The following is a 24441-nucleotide window of genomic DNA, read 5'->3' on the forward strand; positions in this document are numbered from 1 at the left end:
TGCTCTTGCTTGCCGTCCCGCGCGAGGTTGGCGACTGGGCCTTCTTCGCGCGGGTTACGGTGCTGTTCTCTGTGCCCGCGTTAGCGGCCCGCCTCGGCGGCGGCGTGCTCCGCGATGACCTCGCTATACCAGTGCGCGCTGTCCTTCAGCGTGCGCTTCTGGGTCTCGTAGTCGACATACACCATGCCGAAGCGCTTGTCGTAGCCGCACGCCCATTCGAAGTTGTCCAGCATGCTCCATGCGAAATAGCCGGCCACGTCCACGCCTTGTTGCGCGGCATCGGACAGCGCGGCCAGGTGCAGATCGAGGAAGCGAATGCGGTCGGTGTCCTGCACGCGGCCGTTCTCGAGCACGTCTTTCGCCGCGCAGCCGTTTTCGGTGATGAAAATCGGCGGCAGCTTGTACTCGGCGTTGAGGTTCGTGAGCAGTTCGGTCAGGCCTTCCGGATAGACTTCCCAGTCCATGTCCGTGAAGCCGTGCACGCCCGGCGGACGCTTGTCGCCCGAAGCGCTGGCGAAAATGCGCGTGTAATAGTTGATGCCGAGGAAGTCGAGCGGCGTGCCGATGATGTCGAAATCGCCCTCGCGAATCACCTCCTGCGGGCCGTTCGCGCCATACCAGTTCAATGCTTCGGCCGGATATTCGCCCTTGAAGATCGGGTCCATGTACCAGCGCACGAACTTCGCGTATTCGAGCGATGCTGCGGCAACATCTTCGGGCGTATCGGTCGCGCCGTGTGCCGGCGACTGGTTCAGCACGATGCCAAGCGGCGCCTTCACGCCATCGGCGCGCATGGCCTGAACCGCGAGCCCGTGCGAAAGCAGCAGATGATGTGCCACGTGTGCCGCCTTCTTCAGGTCGGCGTTGCCCGGCGCGAAGTAACCCGTTGCATTGCCGAGCCATGCGGTGCACCAGGGCTCGTTGTGCGTGGCGATCGAAGCCACGCGGTCGCCCAGCACACTGCCGATCTTGCGTGCGTAGTCGGCGAAACGGTACGCCGTGTCGCGGCTTTCCCAGCCGTTTTGCTCCGTCTGCAACGCTTGCGGCAAGTCCCAGTGATAGAGCGTGGCGAACGGCTGAATGCCGCGCTTGAGCAAGCCGTCGACCAGACGCTCGTAGAACGCGAGGCCCTTTTCGTTGTACGCGCCGCGGCCATCCGGTTGCACACGCGGCCATGCAATCGAAAAACGGTAAGCATTCACGCCCATTTGCGCCATCAGGTCGAGGTCTTCCTCGAAGCGATGATAGTGATCGCAGGCCACGTCGCCGCTTTCGCCTTTCACGACCTTGCCGGGCACGCGGCAGAACGTGTCCCAGATCGACTCGCCACGGCCGTCTTCACGCGCTGCACCTTCGATCTGATACGAGCTGGTGGCCACGCCCCAAACGAAGTCTTCCTTGAATCGAAACATCGACATAACGATAGGTATCCTGATTAGTCGTGTTCGCTTTTCGGCGAACGGGCTTGAAATAGATAGAGTGAAACTCAGGCCTTGACCGCGCCGGTCGTCAAACCGTCGATCAAACGCCGCGAGGTGAAAGCGAACAGCACCAGCAGCGGCACCACCGCGACCGCCGAACCCGCCATGACCGCGCCCCAATCCGAATTGGTCGGGCTTTGCAGAATGCGCAGCGCGAGGGGCAGCGTGTACATGGAAGGCGAACGCAGCACAACCAGTGCCGAGAGAAAGTTATTCCAGGCCTGAATGAAGCTGATGAGACCGAGCGTGCCGAGTGCGGGCCCAAGCAGCGGCAGCACGATGCTCCAGTAAATGCGGAACTCGCCGCAGCCGTCGATGCGCGCCGCCTCGATCAGGTCGGACGGAATGGCCGACGCGATGTACTGGCGCATGAGGAACACGCCGAGCGCCGCGGCGGCGCCTGGCACATACAGCGCGCGCGGCTGGTTGATCCAGCCAAGCAGGTTCATCGTCATGAAGGTCGGAATCATGCTGAGAAACGGGGGCACCAGCATGGCCGTGAGCGCAACGGCAAAGAGCGTCTTCTTGAAGCGGAACTCGTACATCGCGAACGCGTAGCCGGCCATCGACGTGACGAGCAGCGTCAGCACGGTCTGAATCGTGGCCGTGTAGAAGCTCCAGCCCAGGTTGCGCCAGAACGGAATATGACGCATGAGCGACGCCATGTTGTCGAGAAACGCGTTGCCGAACCACAGCGGCGGCGGCATCGAGAAAATCTCCGAACTCGTATGCGTGGCGAAGACGAACATGAACCAGAACGGCGAGAACATCAGCACCGCGCCCGCCAGCACGACGGCATAGCCGGTATAACGTGCCTTGTTGTTTGACAGTTTCATCGCTGTGCCTCCTCTTTCATGCCGCTGCGGTGGAAAATGCGCGTGTTGAGCCACATCAGCGCGGAAATCGTGATGAAGAGCAGCCACGCAATCGAACTGGCCGTGCCGAAGTCGCCGTCGTGGAATGCCGTGCGATACATGTAGACCGCCGTGGTCAAGCCGGACTGGCTCGTGCCCATGCCGTCGTTCGGCAGCAGGATGAACGGCTCTTCGAACAGTTGCAGCCCGCCGATGATCGAAAGCGTGACCGCGAAGAAAATCATCGGCTTCAGAAGCGGGATCGTGATGCGCGTGAACTGTTGCCAGCCGTTCGCGCCGTCAATGCGCGCCGCTTCGTAAATGTCCTTCGGAATGGTCTGCAGTGCAGACAGATAGAGCACCGTATTCCAGCCCACGTAGCGCCAGAACACGACAACGGAGACCGCCGGTTTCACATTGGCCGGGTTGTACAGCCACTCGATCGGTTTCGAAGGCACGATCCAGTGCAGCCCCGGAATCTTGCCGATTTCGGCAATGGCGAGGTTGATCATGCCGAAGTCCGTCGAATACAGCGACGAGAAAATCAGCGCAATCGCCACGCTCGACGTGATGAAGGGCAGAAAATACAGTCCGACCACGAAATTGCGCCAGCGGCGAAACGCGGTTTGCAGAAAGAACGCCAGCGGCAGCGCAATGAGGTGCTGCGGCACGCCGGACATGGCCGCCATCGAGGCCGTGTTGTAGAGCGATTTCCAGTACCACGGGTCAGTCAGTGTGAACGTGAAGTTCGACAGGCCCACCCACTTCATGCTCGCCAGTCCCGCCGTCGCGTCCCAGCTCTGGAACGAGAGATACAGCGAAAACAGCAGCGGAAAGGCCAGGAACACGGCGAACAGCACAAAAAACGGCGCGAGAAACAGGTACGGCGCGAACTTGACCGGATTGAGCCGCGGCTTGCCGCGCGCGTGGGCGAGCGGCGCGAGCGTGTCGCGCGCGAGCCCTTCCCGGGCGACCTGTTCAGTGGTGGGCAGAGGAGAGTTCATCAATAGTTCCGTCCATTCGGGCGTGACCGGCGCAGGTGACCGGTCACGCTGTTGCAGCAGACTTCAGAGCGCGGCGTGGCGCCGTGCCGTTTCATCAAAACCGCTTAACGGCGGACACGATGCGTGATATCGGCCTGTGCTTCCTCCAGCGCCTGGTGGATGTCCTCGTTGCTGTCGACCACCTTGTCGAGCGCCGAGTGGACCGCCTCTTCAGCCACCTGGTCGTACTTGCTGCGCTGGATCGCCGGGATATGCGCGGCTGCGTCACGCCAGATCAGACGAGCCTTCTCGTTGCCGAGGAATGCCACGGGCTGCGCGAAGAAGTCGTCGTGCTGGGCCGAAAGCAGCGCCGGGAAGGCGTCGATCGAGCGGAACGAAGCGAGCTGCTCATCCGTGCGCGTCGTCAGGAACTTGATGAATTCCCACGACAGCTGCTTTTGCGTAGCCTTCACCGGAATCGACCAGAACGTGCCGCCGAACGATGCATACGCGCCGCCAGGCAGATTCGTCGCGCGCCAGAGACCCTTCGTGTCCGGTGCGATCCACGACGAGAGGTGGCCGCCAAGCCACGCGCCCATCATTTGCGTCGCGACCGTGCCGCGCTTGAAGCTTTCGGCCCATTCGTTCGACCACGGCGTGATCTTCGCGTCGAGGCCGAGATCGCGCGCCTTCTTCGCAAGCTCGAATGCCTTCACGAAGCGCGGTGACGTCACGATCGGATTGCCGGCCTTGTCGAAGTACACGCCGTCGCCTTCCTTCAGGTCGGCGCGAATATAGATGTCTTCGATATCGCGCGACGACGCCATCAGGTATGCGCCCGTCGCCTTCTTGATCTTCTGGCCGGCCGCGAGATACGAGTCCCAGGACTTCGTCAGGTCGGCTTCGGTCACGCCTGCCTTGTCGAGAATGTCCTTGCGGTAGAACAGCGTGCCCGGCCCGATATCGCCCGGCATGCCGACGATCTGGCCGTCCTGCGTGGTGGCCTGCGCGAACGTGTAGTTGATGAACTGGCTCTTGTACTGACCGGCGCTATAAGGCGGCTTGGCCAGATCTTCGAGACCGCCGCCCGCGGCGAACCGGCCAATGAAGCCGACTTCCACGGCCATCACGTCGGGCAGGTCCGAGCTGGTGGCGAGCGCGGTGGTCATCGCGTTGTGGTGATCGCCGATCGCGAGCGACGACACCTTGATGTCGACGTCCGGATGCAGCTTCTTCCACGCGGGAATCGCGTCCTTGATTTCCTGGTCGAGCTTCGGAAACACCGCGACAGTCAGCGTGGTGTTGGCATGCGCGGCCACGGTAGCCAGGCTGAGCAAAACGGCGGCGGCAGTGCCTGAAAAACGGAAATTCATTACATGTCTCCTGGTGAAACGTTTGTGAGTGACGTTCAAATGCTCCCCTGCTGCTACGAACTACTTCCCCTGTTGTATTGATTCGCAGTGCTTGACACACTGCTTACCGTGCTCCGGTATGTGAAAGCGCTTTCACGGCAAAATTAAAAAAACGGCCCTGAATGGACACAAACGCGGACACGGATCTCACGCACGTTGGTCTCCCTTGCTCAATGAAGGCCCAATCCGGCGCGTCGTCTCACGCGTCACGAGCGTGAGCGGAATCGGGCTCAGTGCGACTGGCTGCTTGCGGATCATCTGCACGATGCCTTGTGCCGCGAGCCGGCCGATTTCATAGGTCGGCTGCCGGACCGTCGTCAAAGGCGGCGTCATATACGAAGACGTCGGCAGGTCGTCGAAGCCGACCAGCGACACGTCCTCGGGCACGCGCACGCCGCGGCGAAACATCGTGAGACGCGCGCCGTACGCGGTCTGATCGTTCGCGCAGAACACCGCGCTCAGCGAAGGCCGGCGCGCCAGCAGCCGCTCCATCGCCGCAACGCCGCCTGTTTCGAGGTAGTCGCCCTGCTCGACCAGATCGGCGTCGAAGCCGATGCCCGCTTCTTCCAGCGCGCTGCGGTAGCCGTCGAGACGCTCGATCGCATCCTCGTGATTGCTCGGGCCCGCAATGAATGCGATCTCGCGATGGCCCTGCTCGATCAGATGGCGCGTCGCGTCGCGCGCGCCCTGCAGGTTGTCGATCGGCAGGCCGGCCAGCGCCATGCCGTTCTGCACGGAACGCCCCAGCACGAGCATGGGTGCGTAGCGCGAGTATTCGGTGAGCGTCGGCTCATCGAGTTGTGCATGCAGCAGAATGATGCCGTCCACGCGGCGCGCAACGAATTCTTCAAGACGCGCCTTTTCGTCGACGACATTCCAGCGGCTGCTCACGAAAATCGGCGTGAAACCGGGTTCGGCAAGCGCCTCTTCAATCCCGCGCAGCCACTCGGCGTAAAACGGACTCGACACGGCCTGCGTCAGTACGCCGATGGTTTCGGTCCGGCCGCTCGCCAGACTGCGCGCCAGCACGTTTGGCCGATAGTTGAACCGCGCAATGGCCTCTTCCACCGCGCGCTGCTTTTCGGGAAGCACACGTGCGGTGCCGTTCAGGATGCGCGACACCGTGCTCGGAGACACGCCAGCTGCGCGCGCAATTTCCTCCAGCGTCACGTTGGGACCCGAGTTGGGCCCCGCGTTCTGACCACTGGGGACACGGGGCGCGCCGGGTGTTTCGTTGGTGCCGTCGGTCATGAGTTCCGCCTGAACATTTCCATGAAAGCGCTTTCAAAAACTGGGAAAAGCGATTCCCGATACGAATTCGGATTGACTGATTGAAACCAGATGAAACTGCAGATCGCAGAAAAAGCAGCCGGTGCGACCAGGGTGGAGGAGAGATCGCACCGGCCTCTCTATAGAGAGAATTAAGCAATACCTGACACAAAGAGATCACAACAACTACAGGTCAAACAAACTCAAATCAGAACATGTGCATGATGCCCGCGAACACACCGGTCTGGCTGTGACCGTAGTTCGGGTTGTCGTTCGACGACGTGCCCGTCGCCGGGTCGAAGTTGTTGTTGCCGTACGGACCGTTGCCGAGGTTGATGTTCGACGTCGAGCTGTTGTGCACGTAGCCCGCTTCCGCGTACAGGAACGTACGCTTCGAGAGGTTGTACGTCGTGCCGAGCGTGAACAGCGTGGCATTGCCGTTGCCGTTGTTCGCATTCGCATGGAACACGGCAGCCGTGATTGCCGAAGCGTCGTTCACCTGCCAGCCAGCGCCGATCCACTCGTGATTCACGGCCGTCGGTGCGCTCACGCCAGCCGGCTGGGTGCCGGCCACGCCCATGCTTGCGTCGGTGGCGTCCGGTGCGCTCAAGTGCTGGTAACCCGCATAGATCTTGACAGGACCGAGCACGTACGTGCCGCCAACGAGAATCGAGCGCGAAGCCGAATACACGTTGTTGAACGAGCCGTTTGCACCGCGGACTTCGTCATAGATCACGCGGAAGTCGCCGCTGCCCCACGTGTAGATACCTTCAACCGCGTTCGTGCGGCCCTGGCCCGTCGGTACGCCTTGCGCGTTGACCGGCGCCGAGTTCCAGCTCGTGTTGTTGGTCAGCGAATACTGGCCCTTGAACACGAGACCGCCGAACAGCGTAGGCGAATCATATTCGGCGCCGTTGCTTGCGCTCGCCCAGTTACGGCCGCGCACCAGCGTCGAGATGGCGTAACGCTGCATCAACTGCGGGTCCGCGCCCCAGCTGTCCTGCGAGAGTTCGCCAGCGCCGAGGTTACCGATCTTGAACAGACCGAAGCGGTCGTTGGTGAAGCCCACCGTGGCGTGGCGGCCGAACAGGTTGCCCGCCGAAGCGCCCGTCATCGTATTGAGCTGGCCTTCCAGCTGGAAGACTGCCTTCGTGCCGCCGCCGAGATCTTCCGAACCCAGCAGGCCGAACCAGGAGCAACCCCAGTCGCCGCTCTGTGCCGAGAACTTGTTACCGCCCGGCAGGCCGGTCTCATACTGCACGCCGTTGTCGATACGGCCATACAGGGTGACGCTGCTCTGCGCGTGCGCCATCGTCGTCGCAGCTGCCATCACCGACAATGCAATAAGCTTCTTTTTCATTAGCTATCCTATATATATTTTGGCGTCTCCAAACCGCGCAGGTCGCGTGCGCTCTACACGTTACCTACCAGGCTGCCTCACTGAAATGTCCCGAATCACATTTCGAGGCGATTATAGGGACGCCCCTGCTCCGTGTATCGAACCGGCGGGTTAGGGAAAACGCCGTTACCGATAACAGTTGCACGCCGCAAGGTCCCGGAGTAGGCCCCTGCTTTATGACCATTCCCTTATGGTCACGAGCCTCGCAAATCCGTTTGCGGTCGTGAGGGAAAATATGCGCGCCGTGGGAAATGTTCCGAACAGCCGTGCTACATCGGCCAAATCGCGCTTGACAGCGCTTTCAAACGCCGCGCTTCGATGTTGTGAAGTTGCAACGACGAGACGAAAATTCTTGCCCGTTGCGTCTTCGGCTTTCCTGTTGAGGGTTGACACCGCTGTCACCGGCACGCGTGGGCGATAGCGACTATCATCAAGGTAAACCCTGCCGGGCAACGAGTTGGGATTTGCCGGAAAGCACGCTCAGCGCGGGACTGCGCATGAATCCCGCGGGCTTTCCAGCCTCACAGGATCGCGTCACGCAATACCCTGCGCCTCGACTCCCGCTGTTCCCCGCCACGTCGCGCGCGCCGTCCTGTCCGAACGCAAACGCACCAGCACGCACCGGCGTATCTTCTCGCCGGGAAAAACCCTCGACGCGCCGTTGCGGCGGCCACCCGCCCGGAAGGCTTGCTGCCGGAATCGACCAGCACTTCTGCGACACTGCAAGGAGGTATCGTGAAAGCCATCATCCCTTCCACGCTCGCAATACTGATTGCCGGCGCCATCGTGCCGGCCGTTCAGGCTCAAACCGACACGGCGGCAAGCGACTCCCAACTTGCACACGATGTGCGAGTCAGCCTCGCGCGCCATGGCGTGAGCAACTCTCATGTATTTGTATTCGCACGGGGAGGCACGGTCACACTGCTCGGATTCGTGCCCGAGCACGAACAGGTCGCACTGGCCGAGCGCACTGCGGCTTCCGTCCCCGGTGTGCAATCGGTCGATAGCTGGCTTGCGCGCGGACGCTGAATTCGGTGAAATTGAATGGAGCGCCGCGCGCGGACGGATTCCGTATCGTCCGCGCACGGCGTTTTATTGATTAGCCGGAAGATCGTGCGATCGTCGAACTGGAACAGGCCGCGCATGACAGCCAGGGCACCGACTGGAACCACGCAGTGTTTCCGGTCATCAATGAACTACGCGATCTGCTGCGTAGTTGCGGCGAACGCACGGTGCTACCGATCAGTCAGTCTGCGGAAAGTGCCGAAAGCGGATGCGAACGTTCGTGAGGCGCGCCGGACCCGACTGGGTCCAACATCTGTCGCCGGCACAACACCCCGTTTACCAGGCGGTCTGGTCAACGCTCAAACTGCGCTATGCGCGCCGATGTTGCGATAGCGCCCTTTGAAATACAGCAATGGCTGCGTGGCAGCAGCTTCTTGCAGGTTTAACGCTTTCACTTCGCCAATGACGATCAGATGATCGCCTGCGGCGTGTTCGGCGTGAATTTCGCAATCAAGCCAGTGAAGGCTGCCGGCGATGACCGGATTACCCAGCGGCGATTCCTGCCATTCGACACCGTGCCACTTGTCCGTGCCTCGCCGAGCGAACTGGTTGGAAATCCGGACTTGCTCATCTGACAGGATATTGACTGCGAAACGACCTGCACGGCGAATCTTGGGGTAACTGCCCGAACTGGACATGACGCTGAATGACACCAGCGGCGGGCTCATCGACACGCTATAAAACGACTGGCAAGTGAAGCCAACCGGTTCGTTATCAACGTGTGATGTAATCACCGTAATACCGGATGCGTAGTGCCCGAGCGCCTCACGAAAGCTCAATGGCTCGATAGCATTACTGGAAAGTGACATAGTCGGTACTGGATACTGGGTGCAGCTCGAAAGCGTTAAGGAAGGCCTGAAGTAATCAGGTGATTCTGGCTGACCTCAGCCCGGCCTGCTCGCGCTTGCCGCTGAATCGGAGTCGAAAACAGGCCATTGCTTCATTTGGATGCTCGGGCAACCTGGGCGGCATATGCCGCCAGATTCGCGGAGTCTGTTCAGGAAATTCCCTGAGATCGACACCGCGTTCAAACCGCCCGAGCCTCCCTCCGACTCTAGCTCAGAGTGAGTTCGAGAGTTCCTTGCGAACGATTTCTGCGCCTGCGCTCAAGGCTTCCAGCTTGCCCTTCGCGATTGCACGAGACAGGGGCGCCATGCCGCAGTTGGTGCATGGATAGAGCTTGTCGGCATCGACAAACTGAAGCGCCTTTCGCAAGGTAGCGGCGACTTCCTCGGGCGTTTCAACGGTTTCGCTAGCCACGTCAATGGCTCCCGCCATCACTTTCTTGCCGCGAATCAGCTCGATGAGCTCCATCGGAACGTGAGAGTTGTGGCATTCCAGCGAGACCATGCCGATGCTGGACTTTTGCAGCTTGGGGAAAGCCTCTTCATACTGGCGCCACTCCGAGCCCAGCGTCTTCTTCCAGTCCGTATTGGCCTTGATGCCGTAGCCATAGCAGATATGGACAGCCGTTTCGCACTTCAGCCCTTCGATGGCGCGTTCCAGCGTGGCGACGCCCCACTCATTCACCTCATCGAAGAACACATTGAATGCGGGTTCGTCGAACTGAATAATATCGACCCCGGCAGCTTCCAGCTCCCTGGCCTCCTGATTCAGGATTTTGGCGAATTCCCAGGCCAGCTTTTCGCGGCTTTTGTAGTGATCGTCATAGAGCGTGTCGATCATCGTCATGGGGCCAGGCAGCGCCCACTTGATGGGTTGATTCGTTTGCTGACGCAGGAATTTGGCGTCTTCGACAAAGACCGGTTTTTTGCGAGCAACAGCACCCACCACCGTCGGTACGCTTGCATCATAGCGATCGCGAATCCGGACGGTCTTGCGGTTTTCGAAATCGACACCCTCCAGGTGTTCGATAAACGTGGTCACAAAGTGCTGGCGCGTTTGTTCGCCATCACTGACGATGTCGATACCTGCGTGTTGTTGTTCTTGCAGCGCCAAACGCAAAGCATCCTGTTTGCCCTCAACCAGTTCCTCGTTCTGCAACTTCCACGGGGACCAAAGCTTCTCGGGTTCTGCAAGCCAGGAGGGTTTCGGCAGGCTACCGGCAGTCGAAGTGGGCAACAATTTTTTCACAGTATAAGACCTTGCGTTTTTGAAGAATCAGAGAGCGTAGTTGGCAGACCACTGTTGAAGAACAGTCTGGTAGGGTTTGATGAAGTGCTCTTCAGCAAACTTGCCTTGCTCGATAGCCAGACGGCTACGTTCCTCCCGATCATAGACAATCCGGGTTAACGAAAAATCCTGATGCTTCAGGCTGGGCTGATAGGATTCCCCTGCCGCAGAATTCGCATTGTAAATTTCCGGCCGATAGATCTTCTGGAAGGTATCCATCGTGCTGATCGTGCCGATGAGCTCGAGATTGCTGTAGTCAGCGATCAAATCGCCGGCAAAATAGAACGCCAGAGGAGCGACACTATTCGGCGGCATGAAGTAGCGAACCTTCAAGCCCATTTTCTTGAAGTATTCGTCAGTGAGCGAATATTCGTCCTGCAGGTATTCAACACCCAACACCGGATGCTGATTCGCCGTCCGTTGATAGGTCTTGCTACTCGAAACGCTCAGGCAGATCACCGGCTGCTTTTTGAAGTTGGCCCGGTAAGCGCTGGAATTCACGAAGCTCTTGAAGAGCTTTCCATGCAGAGACCCGAAATCGTCGGGCGTGCTGAATTCGGACTGGTTCTTGTTGTGCTCCAGCAGCAGAACGCTGAAGTCATAATCCCGCACGTACGAGGAGAAATTGTTTCCAACAATCCCTTCGATACGCTCGCCGGTTTTTTGATCGACAATATTCGTCTTCAATATCTCGATCAAAGGCAGCGTATGCGTGCTGCTTTCACCGTCAACATTCATTTCGACGGAAATGATCTCGTGCTTGACGGTATAACGATCGCCTTTAGGATTATCCCAGTGCGCCAGGGCATTGAAACGATTGTCGATCATCCTGAAGGTGTTGCGCAAGTTCTCCTGGCGGCTCGTGCCTCTCGCCAGGTTAGCGAAATTGGTGGTTATGCGCGTGTTATCCGCAGGGTGATAGTCTTCATCGAAACCAATGCTTTTTATCGCAAATGTGAAGTCTTTACTCATTTTGATCTGACGCCCTAATTTCCGAGATGAATCTGCACTTGTTTCCTGCCTTTCGCATTATTGTTTTGCTACTCAGCCGTCATGCTGCCGATATTTGGAACGAATTCTATGCTGAGCCACCGATGAAAAAAAGTGAATTGATTTCATCTAAGCATTAGAAATCTTCATGGCACAGGAGCACCGGTCTCAAGGGCCTTCCTTGCTTCCGCGATTTGACCGCATCAGCACTCAGCCGTGCAGAGAGCCTGATGGCGCAGGCATGGAGCGAGCGTGGCGAACATTTTGCGGGATACGAGGATCGCTCGCTCCGGGTCAAATCTGGCGGCAACACCAGTGAAATGAGCATGCCTCGGACGGTACACAGTGCGACCAGCATTTTTCCAGGAGTACGGTGTTTTCACGCCGTCTGCCTGCTTGTCCGTGCACATATGACGCGCTCAGGACTCGCTTGCGGAGTCGTCGTCCCCGTAGAACTTCACGCCCAGCTGAATGCGTTCCCGGCCGCTTTCCAGGCGATGGCGATTGGTGTCACGAAGCGAATAGACGCAGCCGCAATATTCCTGCTGGTAGAAGTTTTCTCGCTTGCTGATCTCGATCATGCGCGCCGAGCCGCCGCCTTTGCGCCAGTTGTATTCCCAACACAGCATGCCGGGATAGTGCGAGGCTGCACGCACACCGCAATCGTTGATCTGTTGCATGTTCTTCCACCGCGAGATGCCCAACGAACTGGTAATGACAGGGAAGCCGTGCTCATGTGCATACAATGCCGTGCGCTCAAAACGCATGTCGAAGCACATGGTGCAGCGGATGCCGCGCTCCGGTTCGTTTTCCATTCCCTTGGCGCGCTCGAACCAGTTGTCGCGGTCGTAGTCTGCATCGACAAATGGAATACCGAATCTCTCTGCAAACCGGATGTTTTCCTGCTTGCGTAGTTCGTATTCCTTTAGCGGATGGATATTCGGGTTATAGAAGAAGATCGTGAAGTCGATGCCGGACGCCTGCATGGCTTCCATCACTTCACCCGAGCAAGGAGCGCAGCACGAGTGCAGCAGCACCTTGTTTTGCCCGCCAGGCAATGCGAGAGGCTTCCGGTCATTGGTTGGTGTCATGGCAACTCCTTCGATGAAACTGCGCGCCGGCTGACGCTGCGCCGGCGAGCGAACGTAACGCGTGTCGCTGTTCAGGCGTCGCCCCAGACTTCACGTGTGGTATCGAACACGAGTTCGAGCTTGTCGCGCTGCGCAGCGACGGCAATGCCGTTGTCCAGAGAGGCAGCGATCATAGCGCTATTCTTCAATGAAGAAAAATGGCATTATTTCATCTATCTATTATATTTTTTCATCGGTTTACCGGGAGGCCTGCGTCGTGCTCGAACGCGTTCATCTAGTCATCGTGCGCGAAGTCGCCCGCCAGGGCTCGCTCACCGCCGCAGCGGCGTCGCTCTTTCTGACACAGTCAGCACTGAGCCACACGGTCAAGAAGATCGAACAACAACTCGGCACGGCGATCTGGGATCGCGAGGGCCGCAGCCTGCGTCTGACCCAGGCGGGCCAGTATCTCCTCTCCCTCGCAGAGCGCCTTTTGCCCCAGTTCGAACTGGCCGAAGAGCGCATGAAGCAATATGCGGCGGGCGAGCGCGGCACGCTGCGCATCGGTATGGAGTGTGCGCCCTGCTATCAATGGCTGCTCAAGGTCGTGTCGCCGTATCTCACGCGCTGGCCGGACGTCGATGTCGACGTGAAGCAGCGCTTCCAGTTCGGCGGCATTGGCGCACTGATTGGCTACGATATTGACGTGCTGGTCACGCCTGATCCACTCAACCGTCCGGGCCTGCGCTTCGAGCCGGTGTTCGACTATGAGCAGGTGCTGGTGGTCGCCGAAGAGCACCGGCTTGCCAAGGTGCGTTACGTGAAGCCGGAGCAGCTGATCGAGGAAACGCTCATTACGTATCCGGTGGACACGGACCGGCTCGACATCTACAACTATTTTCTGCGCCCGGCAGACGTGGTGCCGCGCCGGCACAAGACGATCGAAACCACCGACATCATGATGCAGATGGTGGCCAGCAACCGCGGCGTCGCCGCGCTGCCGAAGTGGCTCGCCGAGGAATACGCCGACCGCATGCCGCTCGTCAGTGTGAAGCTTGGCAAGGAAGGCATCGCCAAGCAGATTTTTCTCGGCACGCGCGAGACCGATGGCGCGATCGACTATCTGGCCTCTTTCGTCGCCTTCGCCCGGGAATCGAACTGGCAGGCAGCTCGCCCACGGCGTTGAGCAGGCGTGGTTTGGCCTTTGGATCTCCGCCTGTTCGCGTCAATGCCTGATCTCATTCGCCCCGAAAACGACACGCGCGATCAATGCGCAGAGTTGCCCATCGGCGTCCTGCGCGCGGGCCGCGGCCAGTGCATGATCTGGTGATTCGGGCGACGTGTCCGCGAGTTGCCCCTGCGCGGCCGCACTGATCATCCAGGCCTTCGCGATGGCATGAAGCGCTCGCCAGTCCCGCTCTTTCAGCTGTGCGACGACAACCCGTCCCACTTCTTCGTAGATGTCCCAGCAATCGTCGCTGCTCTCTGCCAGTTGCGAGAGCAGATGATTGACGGCTTCTTCGTTCTGCGATGTCATTTCGTCCACCTTCGGCCAATGCATGATTGCGCTGCGCCGGAACACGACCGGTGGCAGTCGCGCTGCCAACCGCCGGCGCAGTGCGGGGTTTCAGAACCGATGCCGTATGCCTGCCGCCACGAGCAGCTGACTACGCCCGCTCGATGCATCGTTCGTGTTGATCATCGCGAATGCCCCGGACGACGCCCGCTGCCAGATCGCCTCCGTGTAAACGTCGGTACGCTTCGAGAGCTGATAGTCAGCCTGGACTGCGGCCTGATGCCAGTGCGCCGACGACGCATCGGTGTAGGCATACATCGCTGCAAGCGAAGTGGCCGGCGTGACCTGCCACACCGCGTTGGCTTCGTAGTTGCTGAAGGCGATTGACGGCAGCGGCGCGCCGTCGTCCGCCTGCGAGATACCCGTATGGATCGAACGCGACCATGCTGCGCCGAGTGTCACGTCACCGAGCGTGTAACTGGCGCCCGCGCCCAGGGTGTCCTCGCGTTGCACGGTGACCTCCGTTGCCGCGAAACCGGCACCCGGAAGGACCGACGTGTCATACGCACCGACTGTCGAAACGCCGCGCCCGTCAATGTGCATCCAGGCCACGCCCGCGTTGAATGGGCCGCCGTCATAGTGCGCGCCAAAGCCATACGCACGGTTCTGCGCAAATCGACCCGCTGCGTTGGAGAATGCGTACATGGCGCCTGCGCTAAAGCCGCCATACGTCGCGCTCTCATACTTGACCGCGTTCGAAGCCAGCCATGAATTGTTTGCGTTGTCGTTGTCGAACGGATGCGCGAACGCTGTACCCCCTGCGCCGCCAGTGAGGACATAGGGCGCAAAGTAGTCGTGCATCGTGTCGTACTGCCAGCCGAGCGTGAGCGTGCCCATCCGTTCTGAGCGCAGACCCACGTAGAACGGATGATCGTCGAAGGCTTGCCCGCTTGTTGCGGAGAAACCGCGCTCAAGCCGGAAAATGGCGGCATTGCCGTCGCCGAGATCTTCGGTGCCCTGCAGGCCCCAGAAGCTGCCGTCGATCAGCCCGGAGGTCGAGCGGTATTGCGAGCGGCCGCCGACGTTGTTGACATAGGCGACGCCCGTATCGATCTCGCCGTATAGCGTGACTTCCTGCGCGTCGGCGGTGATTCCGGCGCAGGCGAGCACAGTGCCGCCGAGCATGGGGACTAGCGTTTTATGCATGTGAATGGGTCCGATTTCTGTTTGTGGGGAAATTTGCGGACGCGCGCCGACCGCCCCCGGCCACGCAGGCGGGAACAGTGGACGACGGCGGCCGTCGTTATGGAGTGCGGACCGTTTCTAGCTGTGCAACTCCGGAGACCAGAGTGCAAAGCAGCAGGTTGACGCCCGGTGTAACCGGACGGTAGATGAAGACGAAGTAGTCATTGACGGCTCCTCGGGTTGCGCGCCCTGGAATGAGTCGAAGAAAGAACGCAGCGAGGTCTGACTTCTGGTTCGACGAGGATCGCCCTCGTCGCCAGTCACAGTGGCGCGACCGTGCCGGATTCACACCGGCTTCCCTGCTTCGTTCTGCTCGCGGGCCTGGATCGGCCCGTTTCTGCCTGCGCCCGCTCGGGTGCAAAGCCATTGAAAGCATAGCGGATCATGGCGCATTGACCAACACGGGTAAGCGTCGGCGTCGGCTTGCCCGTTCGTCGAAATCCGCGGTGATGACGCAGATGCCCAAGGAGATTAGCATGCCCCCCCACGCTATTGACTGAAAACAGGAATGGGGCACACGATCCGTGAGAAGCAGAAGCTGCTCAACCGCATCCGTCGAATAAAGGGGCAGGTTGACGCGATCGAGCGTGCGCTTGAGGACGAGCGCGGCAGTTGATCGAAGTCGTGCACAGCGACTTCAAGTGAAATAAACCTCGAACGCAGCGGCGCAGTCCGGAAGATGTAGCCTCCGGAACACGTTGGATAGAGTGTCCGAGAAGGGTCGGATTCCGCCCCTTACTCCAACTCCCTTGGGCCCGATCTGATCTCGTCACCCGAGCGACTGCTGATGGTTTCCAGCCTAGCGGTAATTCACGAAGTTGATGATGTCGTTGAGGAACCACGGAAGAATCAGCTGCGTGTCGGGATCGCTGACGCCCACAGTGAGCCTCGGCGGCTTCGACGCGGGCGCGCCGGGCCTCGTGGAATCGGGCGTGTGCAGCATGTAGGTGTCCGTGTCGGCAGCGGGTGGCGGCGATGAAGCACAACCGGCGACCAGCAATGCAAAGAACGCTGCGCAGCACAAACGCTTCATGATCGGCAATCTCCAGCCACGTGACATTGAGAAGCCCAAGCGTACCATTGGCCCCGCGGCAATCGCGCGAAGTTGTGCACACTCCTTGCTTGCCTGCGTCTAAAGCAATAGCCGTACTGAGTTTGGCGATCTCCCGAATTCACGTCACACGCCATCTTTCTGTTTTACGCAAAAGTCATTCGATCAAATTAAGCTTTGGTCCGCAATTTCCCGGCTCGACTCACCTTCCGTTGATACGTATCAACGGTAACGTAGCGCTTCTCGACTCACCCACCTCGCTATCGAACGATCACAAGATATTCTCTGCCGGCTTATTCACGCCACCAAGAGAAGCGTTCCATGAAAATCAATCGCATCGTATTTATTCCCGCCGCCATTCTTATCGCGGCAGCCGCACTTCCCGTTCTTGCTCAGCAAACCGTCGCGTATCCGTCGAAAGGCCAAAGCGCTCAGCAGCAAAGCGCTGATGAAGGGGCTTGCTACGCGTGGGCAAAACAGAAAACGGGCATTGACCCGGCGGCAGTCGCCAACGCCGCGCCGCAAGTTCAAGCCCAGAACGGGCAACGCGTGCAGGGCGCCGCCGGAGGCGCGGCCATCGGCGCAGCCGCTGGCGCGATCGGGGGCAACGCCGGTCACGGCGCGGCCGTCGGCGCGGTGGCTGGCACGGTTGCAGGCGGCGTAGCGCACCGGCGCCAGGAGCGTGCCGCCGAGGCGCAGAACGCGCAAACGGAGTCGGCGCAGCAACAGGCGCTCGCAAGCTATCGCGAGGCGTGGGATGCCTGCATGCAAGGCCGAGGCTACGCGGTGCGCTGAGCGCCGACCATAGCGAAGGGACAAAAGCGAAAAAGGCGGCAACTATGAAAGGCACACGTTGCACAAGACCAAGCGTGCAACGCGACCTTTTCGAAAACGTGCCGCGCGCCTAGCGGAATCCGTAAACAAGAACCTTCTTCCCCTCGAATTGTTCTTGCACACCTTGATCGCAATTCGGTGGGCAAGTCGTGCCGTCGGCGGTGGCCCCGGACGATGGCGAGTACGCTTTGTTGACAACGGATTCGATGAGCGTGCCGTCGTCGGAAACCACGATTTCCAGGTCGGTTTCTACGCCGGCCGCCACCGGCCCTCCACTGCCATAAACCACTTTCATGGTGCCGGTGCAATCGGAATTCACGGTGTAGGTGCCGCTCTGGTACGGATTGAAGGCAGTCTGCCCGCCTTTGGGTAAGCCATTGATCATGCCGAAGTCGGTGCGCGTGAATTTACCCGAGCCATCGAACGTCACGATGGCGACGTCATCGAGCGTCAACGGTGAGGCAAACGGGTGCAGCTTGTTATTGCTGTCTAGCAAACCAAGAATTTCCCCGTGACCGTGAAATCCGTAAGGTCCACTTAGCGTTGCATTCGAGCAAAGGCCGCCTGCTTGCGCGGCGCTACTGAGTGAGAAAAGCGCGAACGCTGTTACTGCCGTCACTCGTGAATGCTTGATCTTCATGGTCATCTCCTTGTCACCGTGTCAGGCGCCGGGCTTCAGAATGCGCAGCGGGCCGAATCACTCGCCGGCCTGCGCCGCTGCGTGCTGTGCTTCCTAAGCCTATGGAACCGCGCACGCTCTCGCCTCCATCATTTGATGGAGAGAGAACCGGAGGGAGATTTCGCTTGCGGAAAAATGACACGAGAAAGGTGCGCAGGTATTAGGGCTTCACCGCGTAATGCACCAGTTCGATCGCGTTCGTCGCGGGCGCGCCCCTGCCGGCCAGACGGCCTTGAAACGCTTCACGCACCACGCGCTTGACGCTCGGCGCATACCAGAGCGTCTCCTCCATCGGGCCGCCGCCCGGACCATACTGCGGCTGCCAGACTCCGCTCATCGTGATCTTGATCGCGGCGAAAGCGCCCGCCTTCGTCTGCACCGTCTCCACGCCTTCCACTTCGCATTGGGCCCGGCGCTGCACCCGCATGCCCGAAGGCGCAGTGGCCGTGCAGTCCGCCTCATAGCGTTCGCCGGCGCGCAGCGGAAAATGCAGGGCGATTCCGCAGGCACGCGCATCGACGCCATTGGCAATCACGTTGGCTTCGGAGGTGAGTTCCAGACGCCCGCCGCCGGGGCCGATCAGCAGCGATGCACTGCCGTCTGCGTGAACCGACGTCACGGTTTGCGTGAAGGTGCGACTCTTGCCGGACAACGGGTCGGACCGCTCGAAAGTCCAGCTGTCGCCCACTTTGTAGTGGGGCGCGTCCTGAGGCAGCGCAACGGCGGCGGCGTCGAGCGCGAAACTGGCCGGGGCCCCTGGCCCCGCCGCCAGCATGCACACGACGCCGATCGCTGCGGCGCGACGCATCCGTGGCCTCATTGGCCCTGCTTCTGCAGATATTGCTGCACGTCGCCCAGCGACACCCGGCCTGTATGAGCCGTATCGATCTGATCGAAATGCTGCGCGATATACCCCAAGCCACTGCTTTGCGCCTGAGCTTTCGTGATCGATGCGCCGTTGCTCAACGCGGAATTCGCGCCCAGTCGCGCCTCCACGCGCTGTTGCGCCTGTTGCTGTAGTTGCGTACCCGTGGAAGGGGTGAGCGGCACTGGCCGGTTTGACGGGAAAAATGGGCCGTCCACACCATGGCCGCCCTTCGGGAGTTGAACGGGCGCCACGGCCTGCGTCGCGGCCTGCGTTGCGGCGTGGACATTGGCCAGAGTGAGCGCGGCAACCGCGCACACCATGAGCGGCGTGACGCACCACAGCTTGTTGAATGTAGACATGATCGCTCGCCTTCAATGAGTAAGGAGCGGGGCCGCAATCGAGTATCGATTATCGATATCGCGGCGCAAACCCCGGCCTGTAACGTTATTGGCCCGCTGCCGCGACTGCCGTGGAAGTCGGCGTGCCCGCGGGGCTCTCATCGGGCCACGGCTGCGGAAGCGTCCAGAGCGAAAGCGCCAAGGGTATAGGTTGACCACCATAGTAGTTCACGAGATCGGCCTTCATCTTCGGGCGCGCGACGTCGTCCAGATAAATCATATGGCCGCCCTGGAAGAAGTTGACCTGCAGGTTCGGGCTCAAGCCGGCCACCGTTTGCAGGCGCGCAAGCTGCTTCTCCGTATTGAAGAACGGCGTGGCGAGATCGTGATAGCCGTTCTCCGCCAGCACCTTGAGCTGGGGATTGAGCTGGATCGCGCCGAGCAGGTCGGGCAGCGTATCGGGCAGTGGCTGACCGTCGTGCGAGAAGTCCCAGACCTCGATGATATTGTCGTTCAGCGGCATATACGTCGCATTCGGCGCCGTGTAGCCGAGATAGTTCGGCATCTGCGTGGCGAGTGCTGTCGTGAACGGCTGCGAGATGAGGATGTCCGATGGGTCACCGTCGCTCTGCAGGCGCGGATCCGAATCCGGCAACGACACGCGCCCATCGTAACGCCCGATCGTCGTGCCCGGGATCAGTTCGTTACTGAAGGGATTCACGTTGAAATAGCCGTTAAGCGCCTGCAAGCTGAGACTCGAAGGCCAGCGCCACGAATCCAGCGTTTTCGCGGGCGGAAGGACGGGCTTGCCGAGCGCATCGGGAATACCGAGTTGACTCAGCACCCACGTTTGCGCGTACTTCCGGAAATGCTGGTACTGCCCTGTCGCGAAGATCTCCGACTGCAGCGCAAAGAGTCCTTGATCGATCAACGGCGGCGAAACCAGATTGAAATACGCGGCCACCTCTGCGTAGCCCGGGTAATAGCCCGCGAGCGTATCGGTGTCGAGTTGCAAGCCTGCGGTCGAGTCCGTGATAGCCGTCGCCTCGATCGCATCGGCGAAGTAGTTCAGGATGGACGACTGCAGCACGATGCCGGTCAACTGCACGCCAGCCGCTTCGAGCGCGAGCGCCAGCATGTCGGTGCGCGGCGTGCCATACGATTCGCCGTAGAGATAGATCGGCGAGCTGCTGCGATTATTCACCGCCAGATAGCGTTTGATGAAATCGCGCATCACCTCCACGTCTGGATCACAGCCCCAGAATTTCTGGTTCGTGTTCGGCAGGATCGCCTCCGAAAGCCCCGTGCCCGGCGGGTCGATGAACACCATGTCCGTGGTGTCGATCAGGCTTTCCGCGTTGTTGACGAGCGGAAAGTTCGGCCAGTTGGTGAGCAGCGGATCGGGCGTGGCGACACGGGTTGGCGCAAACGAGCCGAGACGCAACCAGATCGACGACGAACCCGGGCCGCCGTTATAGATGAACGTCACCGGCCGCGGCGAACCGTTCGTGCCCGGCGCGGTATAGGCGACATACGACATCGTCGCTTCCGGATTGCCGTTTGCATCGGAAGCGGTCAAATGGCCGGTTGTCGTCGTGTAGTTGATGGTCGTCTTTCCCGAGGTCCACTGGTAATGCATGATCGCGGCCTTCTCGGCGACTTGCGACGCGGCAAGACCGTCGGTGGCGTTCGGCGAGTATGCAATCGGGTCTGTGTACGGTTGGTTTGCGTTGGGCGAATTGGGGGTTTGCGCGGCTGCCTTCGCGCTGGCCGAAACCTGGTTCAGCGCGCTTGCGGCAGACGAAGACGGGCTGCTGTCTCCGCCGCCGCAACCCGCAAGCATCAGCACGCCAAGCGCGATTGCGCCTGCGTGACGTAACTGGCTCCGACCACGGCGACAACCCACGCTGGATGAACGCTCCGGATGCATTGTTATTCCCCTTCGAATGATGACGTCACACTACGCGGGGGCCGCATTCGCCGGAGATGAAGCCTTGAAAAAAGGCATCGAAATTCACATTCAATTGCCGGCATACAGCGGCTGACATTTAACTTTCCATTCCTGACAAAGTCGATTCATTTCAGGCGTTATCTATTTACTATGGATAACTAAATAACTCATAGCGCATCGCGCGAAAACCTTGATTTTCGCCGACATGATTTCGCTGGAAATATTTTGTAATGGAGGGTGGCAGAGGAAAAATAGGAGCCGCCACAGTACTTTGTCAAGGGATAGTTTCGGAACCTATGCGTGCTGATTCGTTGCGTACGCAGCAATTCCATTGAGCACGCAACGCACCTATGCATGCGTGCTGGCGATGCGGGATCTCGTTGCAACGCGACCGCGAACGAACGCCGAATGACCTGCTCGGCAATGCCTCGCGGGGGGCGTCGAAATGATTGCAATCCGTGGTTTGATGCCGAGGCCGACGTGCGCCCAATTGGGGACATACTTCCTGAACCATACGGATCGAGAAAGAAGCACGCTCGGTCGTTTAGCTATTTTGATAAATAAAAGCCGCGCGCACGCAAAACACGCATATACGGTAAAAAGTTCCGCAACTCAATCTTCACGACAATAAAGTCAAGAAGCATATGTGCGCCAGGCAACAGCAGAGATTGACGCGCTGTGGGAAATCAACCATATTTTCTTCACGCGGCTGCGCTCGGTCGGCCACGCCGCTTTCCTGCGCATGCAGATCGTGAGTTCCGCGAGGCGTCACGCTTCGCTTCAACGACGATTCTGAGCATGCCGAAATGGCATCGCCATAACGGTGGGACGACATCATGTCCGCTCAGATTGGTCGCGACCATAACTTCCCCTCGGCGTGCAAGCGTTGCGGCGGGCTGCTGTACGAGAACTTCGAATTCTGCCCTTACTGCGGCACGGATCTTCCGCTCGACAAAGTTTCACTAGGCACCCATCCGAAGGCCACGATAACGCCCCTCGGCGCGACTGCGGCCACGCCTCCCGCTCCCGCGGCCGCGAAGATGGCGCCAACGGTCGTGCCCGCGTCCGATGGGCCGTCGCTGAACCCGGGCTACCCGCATGCGATACAGAACAGCGTGCAGCACGCCGCTCAACACGCCGCGCAGCAGGCGATACAGCTCGCGCACAGCGTGCAGTCTTCGCCGTTGAGGCAATGGATCTTTCCCAAGGGGCTTTTCATCATCGCTGTCATTCTTGCCTTCGCGTACGGCACGTACCTGCTGCTCGGCACGAACCGCCAGCGCGAGGGTACGCCCAGCGAAGAGACACTGCATTCCTCGGGCGGCTCGGTTTCGACCCATGCGCCTGCGCAACAGGCGGATGAAACGCCCGCTGCTGCGGGCACAGAGACCCGCGGCGCGCCTCAATCCGCCCCGCCGGATGCGCACGCCGCGCCGCAATTCGCGGATGTGGCCGATGGTCTGCGTGTCGCGCGTAACAGCCTGGCGCAGAACAATCTGTTCGACGCGAAGGCCGCAGCCAACGCGGTGCTCGCACGCGATGCGGACAACGAGGAGGCGCACGCGCTGCAAAGCGAGATCGCGGCACGCGAGCAACGGCGCGATAACGCGTTGCAAAACGCGGACCGCTGTGTCGCACAGCGCGCGTGGGCCTGCGTGCAGCAACAGGCTTCGGAGGCGCTTGCGATCGATTCGAGCAGCCAGGCCGCGCAATCGTTGATGGAGCGTGCCATCGTATCGACCGCGTGGAAACCGCTCACCTCGCCAGGTGGCGCCCCGCAAGCGAACACCGCCCCTCCGGTGCCGCCCGCGGCGAACAGCGTGAGACTGCCGTCGTCGCAGGATTGGAACACCAACGCGTCGCCACCGCCACTGCCCGCCGCGACGAATGCGACCCAGGCAGCGAACACGACCAACGCAACGAACGCGGCGACAGCCGCCACTCCCGCCAGCAACGACAACAGCGTCGACGCACGGGAGCGCGCGATCGTACAAAACGGCTGGACGCATACGGCGCCACCAGGCGCGACGCATTAAGAAGGATTCCACAACAGATCGAAGTCGCGGCACATCACAAACAGGGCGGGAGAGAGACCATGTTGAGAACGACACTAGTGGGGGTGGCGACGCTGATCGCCCTGCTTTTCCCGGCATTTTCCTTCGCGGCCGAGGTCGACGCGCACTACCGGATCGTGACCGGCCCAGAGCGCGGCACGTACATCCAGATTGGCCAGGACCTGGCGAAATGGGTGGCGCCGCCGGCGGGCATCGATCTCGAGGTGATTCCATCGAAAGGCTCGGCGGAAAACGTGCAGCGCATGCGTTTCGAGCCCGGCGTGAAGCTCGCCCTCGTGCAGTCCGACGTGTACCAGGCCTACGTCGATATGGCCAATTCCGGCAACGAAGAGGCCGGTACGCTGATACGGCCGCTACGTCTCATCATGCCGCTCTATGACGAAGAGATTTACTTCGTCGTGCGTAACGACTCGCCGATGAAGAACATCAACGAGATCAAGGACAAGGTAATCAGTGTCGGCCTGATCGGCAGCGGCACCGCGCAGTCGGCAACGACGCTCTACCGCCTCATGTTCGGCCAGCCCATTCCCGAACAGAACGCGCAGCACCTGAGCAACGAAGACGCGCTTGCCGCGCTCATCGTCAAGAAGATCGATGTGGCGATCATCGTCGCAGGGCAACCCGCCAAGCTCTTTACCGACATGAACCCCGAGTTGCTGCAGCAGATCCGCTTCCTGCGCGTCGATCCCAACGCGCCGGAAACGGCGCGCGCGAAGCAGACTTACTATCCCGCGACCATTCACGTTTCGAGCTACCCGAACTGGCTGAAGGAGGACGTGCCGACCTGGACAGTCAAGGCCTTTCTCGTCACCTACGACTACAACCTGCGCGACACGGTCGGCAACCTGAAGCGCTTCGCCGATTCGCTGTGCGAAAACTTCGACAACCTGCAGGAGCACGGCCATCCGAAATGGAAGCAGGTGAAACTTGAATTACCCGGCCTCGGCAAAGGCTGGCAATACTATCAGCCTGTCGAGCGACGCCTGAAGGCGTGCTTCGCCCATCGCGCCGCGATGCAGGCCACTAAAGGCCCGGCAACGGCACAAGGCGGCGCTCCCGCACCAAGAGCCGACGGGCGGCCATGCTCGGATCAGGAACGCTTGCTCCTGCTTTGCAAATAGCCAGCCAGATCCGCCGCCTCGGGAACGCGATCCCCCAACGCGCGTAATTGCCGCGCAAGTCCGGCCTTCCAACGCCAGTACGGTGTGGTGGCGGGTGCCCTTGCGCG

22 protein-coding genes, 2 pseudogenes and 1 riboswitch are annotated in these 24441 nt (G+C 60.2%); of the genes and pseudogenes, 7 read left to right on the forward strand and 17 right to left on the reverse strand.

Features of this window, described 5'->3' with window-relative positions; translation table 11 throughout:
• Nucleotides 1-80 precede the first annotated feature (80 nt).
• The 6 genes from FAZ97_RS29095 to FAZ97_RS29120 all read right to left on the reverse strand — a co-directional run bounded on the left by FAZ97_RS29095 (nucleotide 81) and on the right by FAZ97_RS29120 (nucleotide 7359).
• Nucleotides 81-1418: a GH1 family beta-glucosidase gene (locus FAZ97_RS29095; RefSeq protein ID WP_158762184.1), complete on the reverse strand. Its 1338-nt coding sequence runs from the start codon at nucleotides 1416-1418 to the stop codon at nucleotides 81-83.
• A 68-nt stretch (nucleotides 1419-1486) separates the two neighbouring features.
• Nucleotides 1487-2317 (reverse strand): carbohydrate ABC transporter permease, encoded by an 831-nt coding sequence (locus FAZ97_RS29100; protein WP_158762185.1) that lies wholly within the window; start codon nucleotides 2315-2317, stop codon nucleotides 1487-1489.
• Nucleotides 2314-3339 (reverse strand): carbohydrate ABC transporter permease, encoded by a 1026-nt coding sequence (locus tag FAZ97_RS29105; RefSeq protein WP_158762186.1) that lies wholly within the window; start codon nucleotides 3337-3339, stop codon nucleotides 2314-2316. The genes FAZ97_RS29100 and FAZ97_RS29105 overlap by 4 nt, the downstream gene beginning before the upstream one ends.
• 104 nt (nucleotides 3340-3443) lie before the next feature.
• Nucleotides 3444-4691, reverse strand: a complete 1248-nt coding sequence (locus FAZ97_RS29110) for an ABC transporter substrate-binding protein (RefSeq protein WP_158762187.1) — start codon at nucleotides 4689-4691, stop codon at nucleotides 3444-3446.
• A gap of 186 nt (nucleotides 4692-4877) precedes the next feature.
• The gene (locus tag FAZ97_RS29115) at nucleotides 4878-5981 is read right to left on the reverse strand and encodes a LacI family DNA-binding transcriptional regulator (RefSeq protein ID WP_158762188.1); all 1104 of its coding nucleotides are present in this window, start codon (nucleotides 5979-5981) and stop codon (nucleotides 4878-4880) included.
• Nucleotides 5982-6207: 226 nt separating this feature from the next.
• Nucleotides 6208-7359 carry a porin gene (locus FAZ97_RS29120; RefSeq protein WP_158762189.1) on the reverse strand — a complete coding sequence of 384 codons (1152 nt, stop codon included), beginning with the start codon at nucleotides 7357-7359 and terminating at the stop codon, nucleotides 6208-6210.
• A 774-nt stretch (nucleotides 7360-8133) separates the two neighbouring features.
• Between FAZ97_RS29120 and FAZ97_RS29125 the strand changes: the two genes are divergently transcribed.
• Both FAZ97_RS29125 and FAZ97_RS35510 read left to right on the forward strand, forming a co-directional pair.
• Complete coding sequence (locus tag FAZ97_RS29125; RefSeq protein ID WP_158762190.1) at nucleotides 8134-8427, forward strand: BON domain-containing protein; 294 nt, start codon at nucleotides 8134-8136, stop codon at nucleotides 8425-8427.
• Nucleotides 8428-8504: 77 nt separating this feature from the next.
• Nucleotides 8505-8687 (forward strand): annotated as a pseudogene (locus FAZ97_RS35510) (aromatic ring-hydroxylating dioxygenase subunit alpha); the annotation flags it as partial.
• Nucleotides 8688-8762: 75 nt separating this feature from the next.
• On the opposite strand, the gene FAZ97_RS29135 reads toward FAZ97_RS35510, so the two are convergent.
• The 4 genes from FAZ97_RS29135 to FAZ97_RS29150 form a co-directional block, all read right to left on the reverse strand.
• Nucleotides 8763-9272, reverse strand: a complete 510-nt coding sequence (locus tag FAZ97_RS29135; RefSeq protein ID WP_158762191.1) for a flavin reductase family protein — start codon at nucleotides 9270-9272, stop codon at nucleotides 8763-8765.
• A 250-nt stretch (nucleotides 9273-9522) separates the two neighbouring features.
• Entirely contained in the window at nucleotides 9523-10557 is a 1035-nt protein-coding gene (locus tag FAZ97_RS29140; RefSeq protein WP_158762192.1) for a methionine synthase, read from the reverse strand.
• Nucleotides 10558-10584: 27 nt separating this feature from the next.
• Nucleotides 10585-11568 carry a DUF1852 domain-containing protein gene (locus FAZ97_RS29145; protein ID WP_158762193.1) on the reverse strand — a complete coding sequence of 328 codons (984 nt, stop codon included), beginning with the start codon at nucleotides 11566-11568 and terminating at the stop codon, nucleotides 10585-10587.
• Nucleotides 11569-12005: 437 nt separating this feature from the next.
• Nucleotides 12006-12677: an epoxyqueuosine reductase QueH gene (locus FAZ97_RS29150; protein ID WP_158762194.1), complete on the reverse strand. Its 672-nt coding sequence runs from the start codon at nucleotides 12675-12677 to the stop codon at nucleotides 12006-12008.
• Nucleotides 12678-12933: 256 nt separating this feature from the next.
• On the opposite strand from FAZ97_RS29150, the gene FAZ97_RS29155 reads away from it, so the two are divergent.
• A complete protein-coding gene (locus FAZ97_RS29155; protein WP_158762195.1) occupies nucleotides 12934-13842 on the forward strand; it encodes a LysR family transcriptional regulator in 909 nt (302 codons plus the stop codon).
• Nucleotides 13843-13881: 39 nt separating this feature from the next.
• Here the strand turns inward: FAZ97_RS29155 and FAZ97_RS29160 are convergent, their stop codons facing one another.
• Together FAZ97_RS29160 and FAZ97_RS29165 are read right to left on the reverse strand one after the other, a co-directional pair.
• Nucleotides 13882-14193 (reverse strand): hypothetical protein, encoded by a 312-nt coding sequence (locus FAZ97_RS29160; protein WP_158762196.1) that lies wholly within the window; start codon nucleotides 14191-14193, stop codon nucleotides 13882-13884.
• A 90-nt stretch (nucleotides 14194-14283) separates the two neighbouring features.
• Entirely contained in the window at nucleotides 14284-15378 is a 1095-nt protein-coding gene (locus tag FAZ97_RS29165) for a porin (protein WP_158762197.1), read from the reverse strand.
• 241 nt (nucleotides 15379-15619) lie between these two features.
• A riboswitch (cobalamin riboswitch) is annotated at nucleotides 15620-15757 on the reverse strand.
• Between the two features lie 168 nt (nucleotides 15758-15925).
• On the opposite strand from FAZ97_RS29165, the pseudogene FAZ97_RS29170 reads away from it, so the two are divergent.
• Nucleotides 15926-16027: pseudogene (locus FAZ97_RS29170) on the forward strand (metal-sensing transcriptional repressor); the annotation flags it as partial.
• Between the two features lie 189 nt (nucleotides 16028-16216).
• Here FAZ97_RS29170 and FAZ97_RS29175 read toward each other — a convergent pair.
• Nucleotides 16217-16450, reverse strand: a complete 234-nt coding sequence (locus FAZ97_RS29175; protein ID WP_158762198.1) for a hypothetical protein — start codon at nucleotides 16448-16450, stop codon at nucleotides 16217-16219.
• Between the two features lie 339 nt (nucleotides 16451-16789).
• Between FAZ97_RS29175 and FAZ97_RS29180 the strand changes: the two genes are divergently transcribed.
• The gene (locus FAZ97_RS29180; protein ID WP_158762199.1) at nucleotides 16790-17263 is read left to right on the forward strand and encodes a YMGG-like glycine zipper-containing protein; all 474 of its coding nucleotides are present in this window, start codon (nucleotides 16790-16792) and stop codon (nucleotides 17261-17263) included.
• A 109-nt stretch (nucleotides 17264-17372) separates the two neighbouring features.
• Here FAZ97_RS29180 and FAZ97_RS29185 read toward each other — a convergent pair whose 3' ends face one another.
• The 4 genes from FAZ97_RS29185 to FAZ97_RS29200 all read right to left on the reverse strand — a co-directional run bounded on the left by FAZ97_RS29185 (nucleotide 17373) and on the right by FAZ97_RS29200 (nucleotide 21117).
• Nucleotides 17373-17942, reverse strand: a complete 570-nt coding sequence (locus FAZ97_RS29185; protein WP_158762200.1) for a hypothetical protein — start codon at nucleotides 17940-17942, stop codon at nucleotides 17373-17375.
• Nucleotides 17943-18141: 199 nt separating this feature from the next.
• On the reverse strand, nucleotides 18142-18789 hold the full coding sequence (locus FAZ97_RS29190) for a hypothetical protein (RefSeq protein ID WP_158762201.1): 648 nt from the start codon (nucleotides 18787-18789) through the stop codon (nucleotides 18142-18144).
• Between the two features lie 8 nt (nucleotides 18790-18797).
• Nucleotides 18798-19208 (reverse strand): 2-oxoglutarate dehydrogenase, encoded by a 411-nt coding sequence (locus tag FAZ97_RS29195; RefSeq protein WP_158762202.1) that lies wholly within the window; start codon nucleotides 19206-19208, stop codon nucleotides 18798-18800.
• An 85-nt stretch (nucleotides 19209-19293) separates the two neighbouring features.
• Nucleotides 19294-21117 (reverse strand): S10 family serine carboxypeptidase-like protein, encoded by a 1824-nt coding sequence (locus FAZ97_RS29200; protein WP_158762203.1) that lies wholly within the window; start codon nucleotides 21115-21117, stop codon nucleotides 19294-19296.
• A gap of 857 nt (nucleotides 21118-21974) precedes the next feature.
• On the opposite strand from FAZ97_RS29200, the gene FAZ97_RS29205 reads away from it, so the two are divergent.
• Both FAZ97_RS29205 and FAZ97_RS29210 read left to right on the forward strand, forming a co-directional pair.
• A complete protein-coding gene (locus FAZ97_RS29205) occupies nucleotides 21975-23174 on the forward strand; it encodes a zinc ribbon domain-containing protein (RefSeq protein WP_158762204.1) in 1200 nt (399 codons plus the stop codon).
• A gap of 59 nt (nucleotides 23175-23233) precedes the next feature.
• On the forward strand, nucleotides 23234-24334 hold the full coding sequence (locus tag FAZ97_RS29210) for a TAXI family TRAP transporter solute-binding subunit (RefSeq protein WP_158762205.1): 1101 nt from the start codon (nucleotides 23234-23236) through the stop codon (nucleotides 24332-24334).
• Nucleotides 24335-24441 lie beyond the last annotated feature (107 nt).

Source organism: Paraburkholderia acidiphila (assembly GCF_009789655.1).
GTDB lineage: Bacteria > Pseudomonadota > Gammaproteobacteria > Burkholderiales > Burkholderiaceae > Paraburkholderia > Paraburkholderia acidiphila.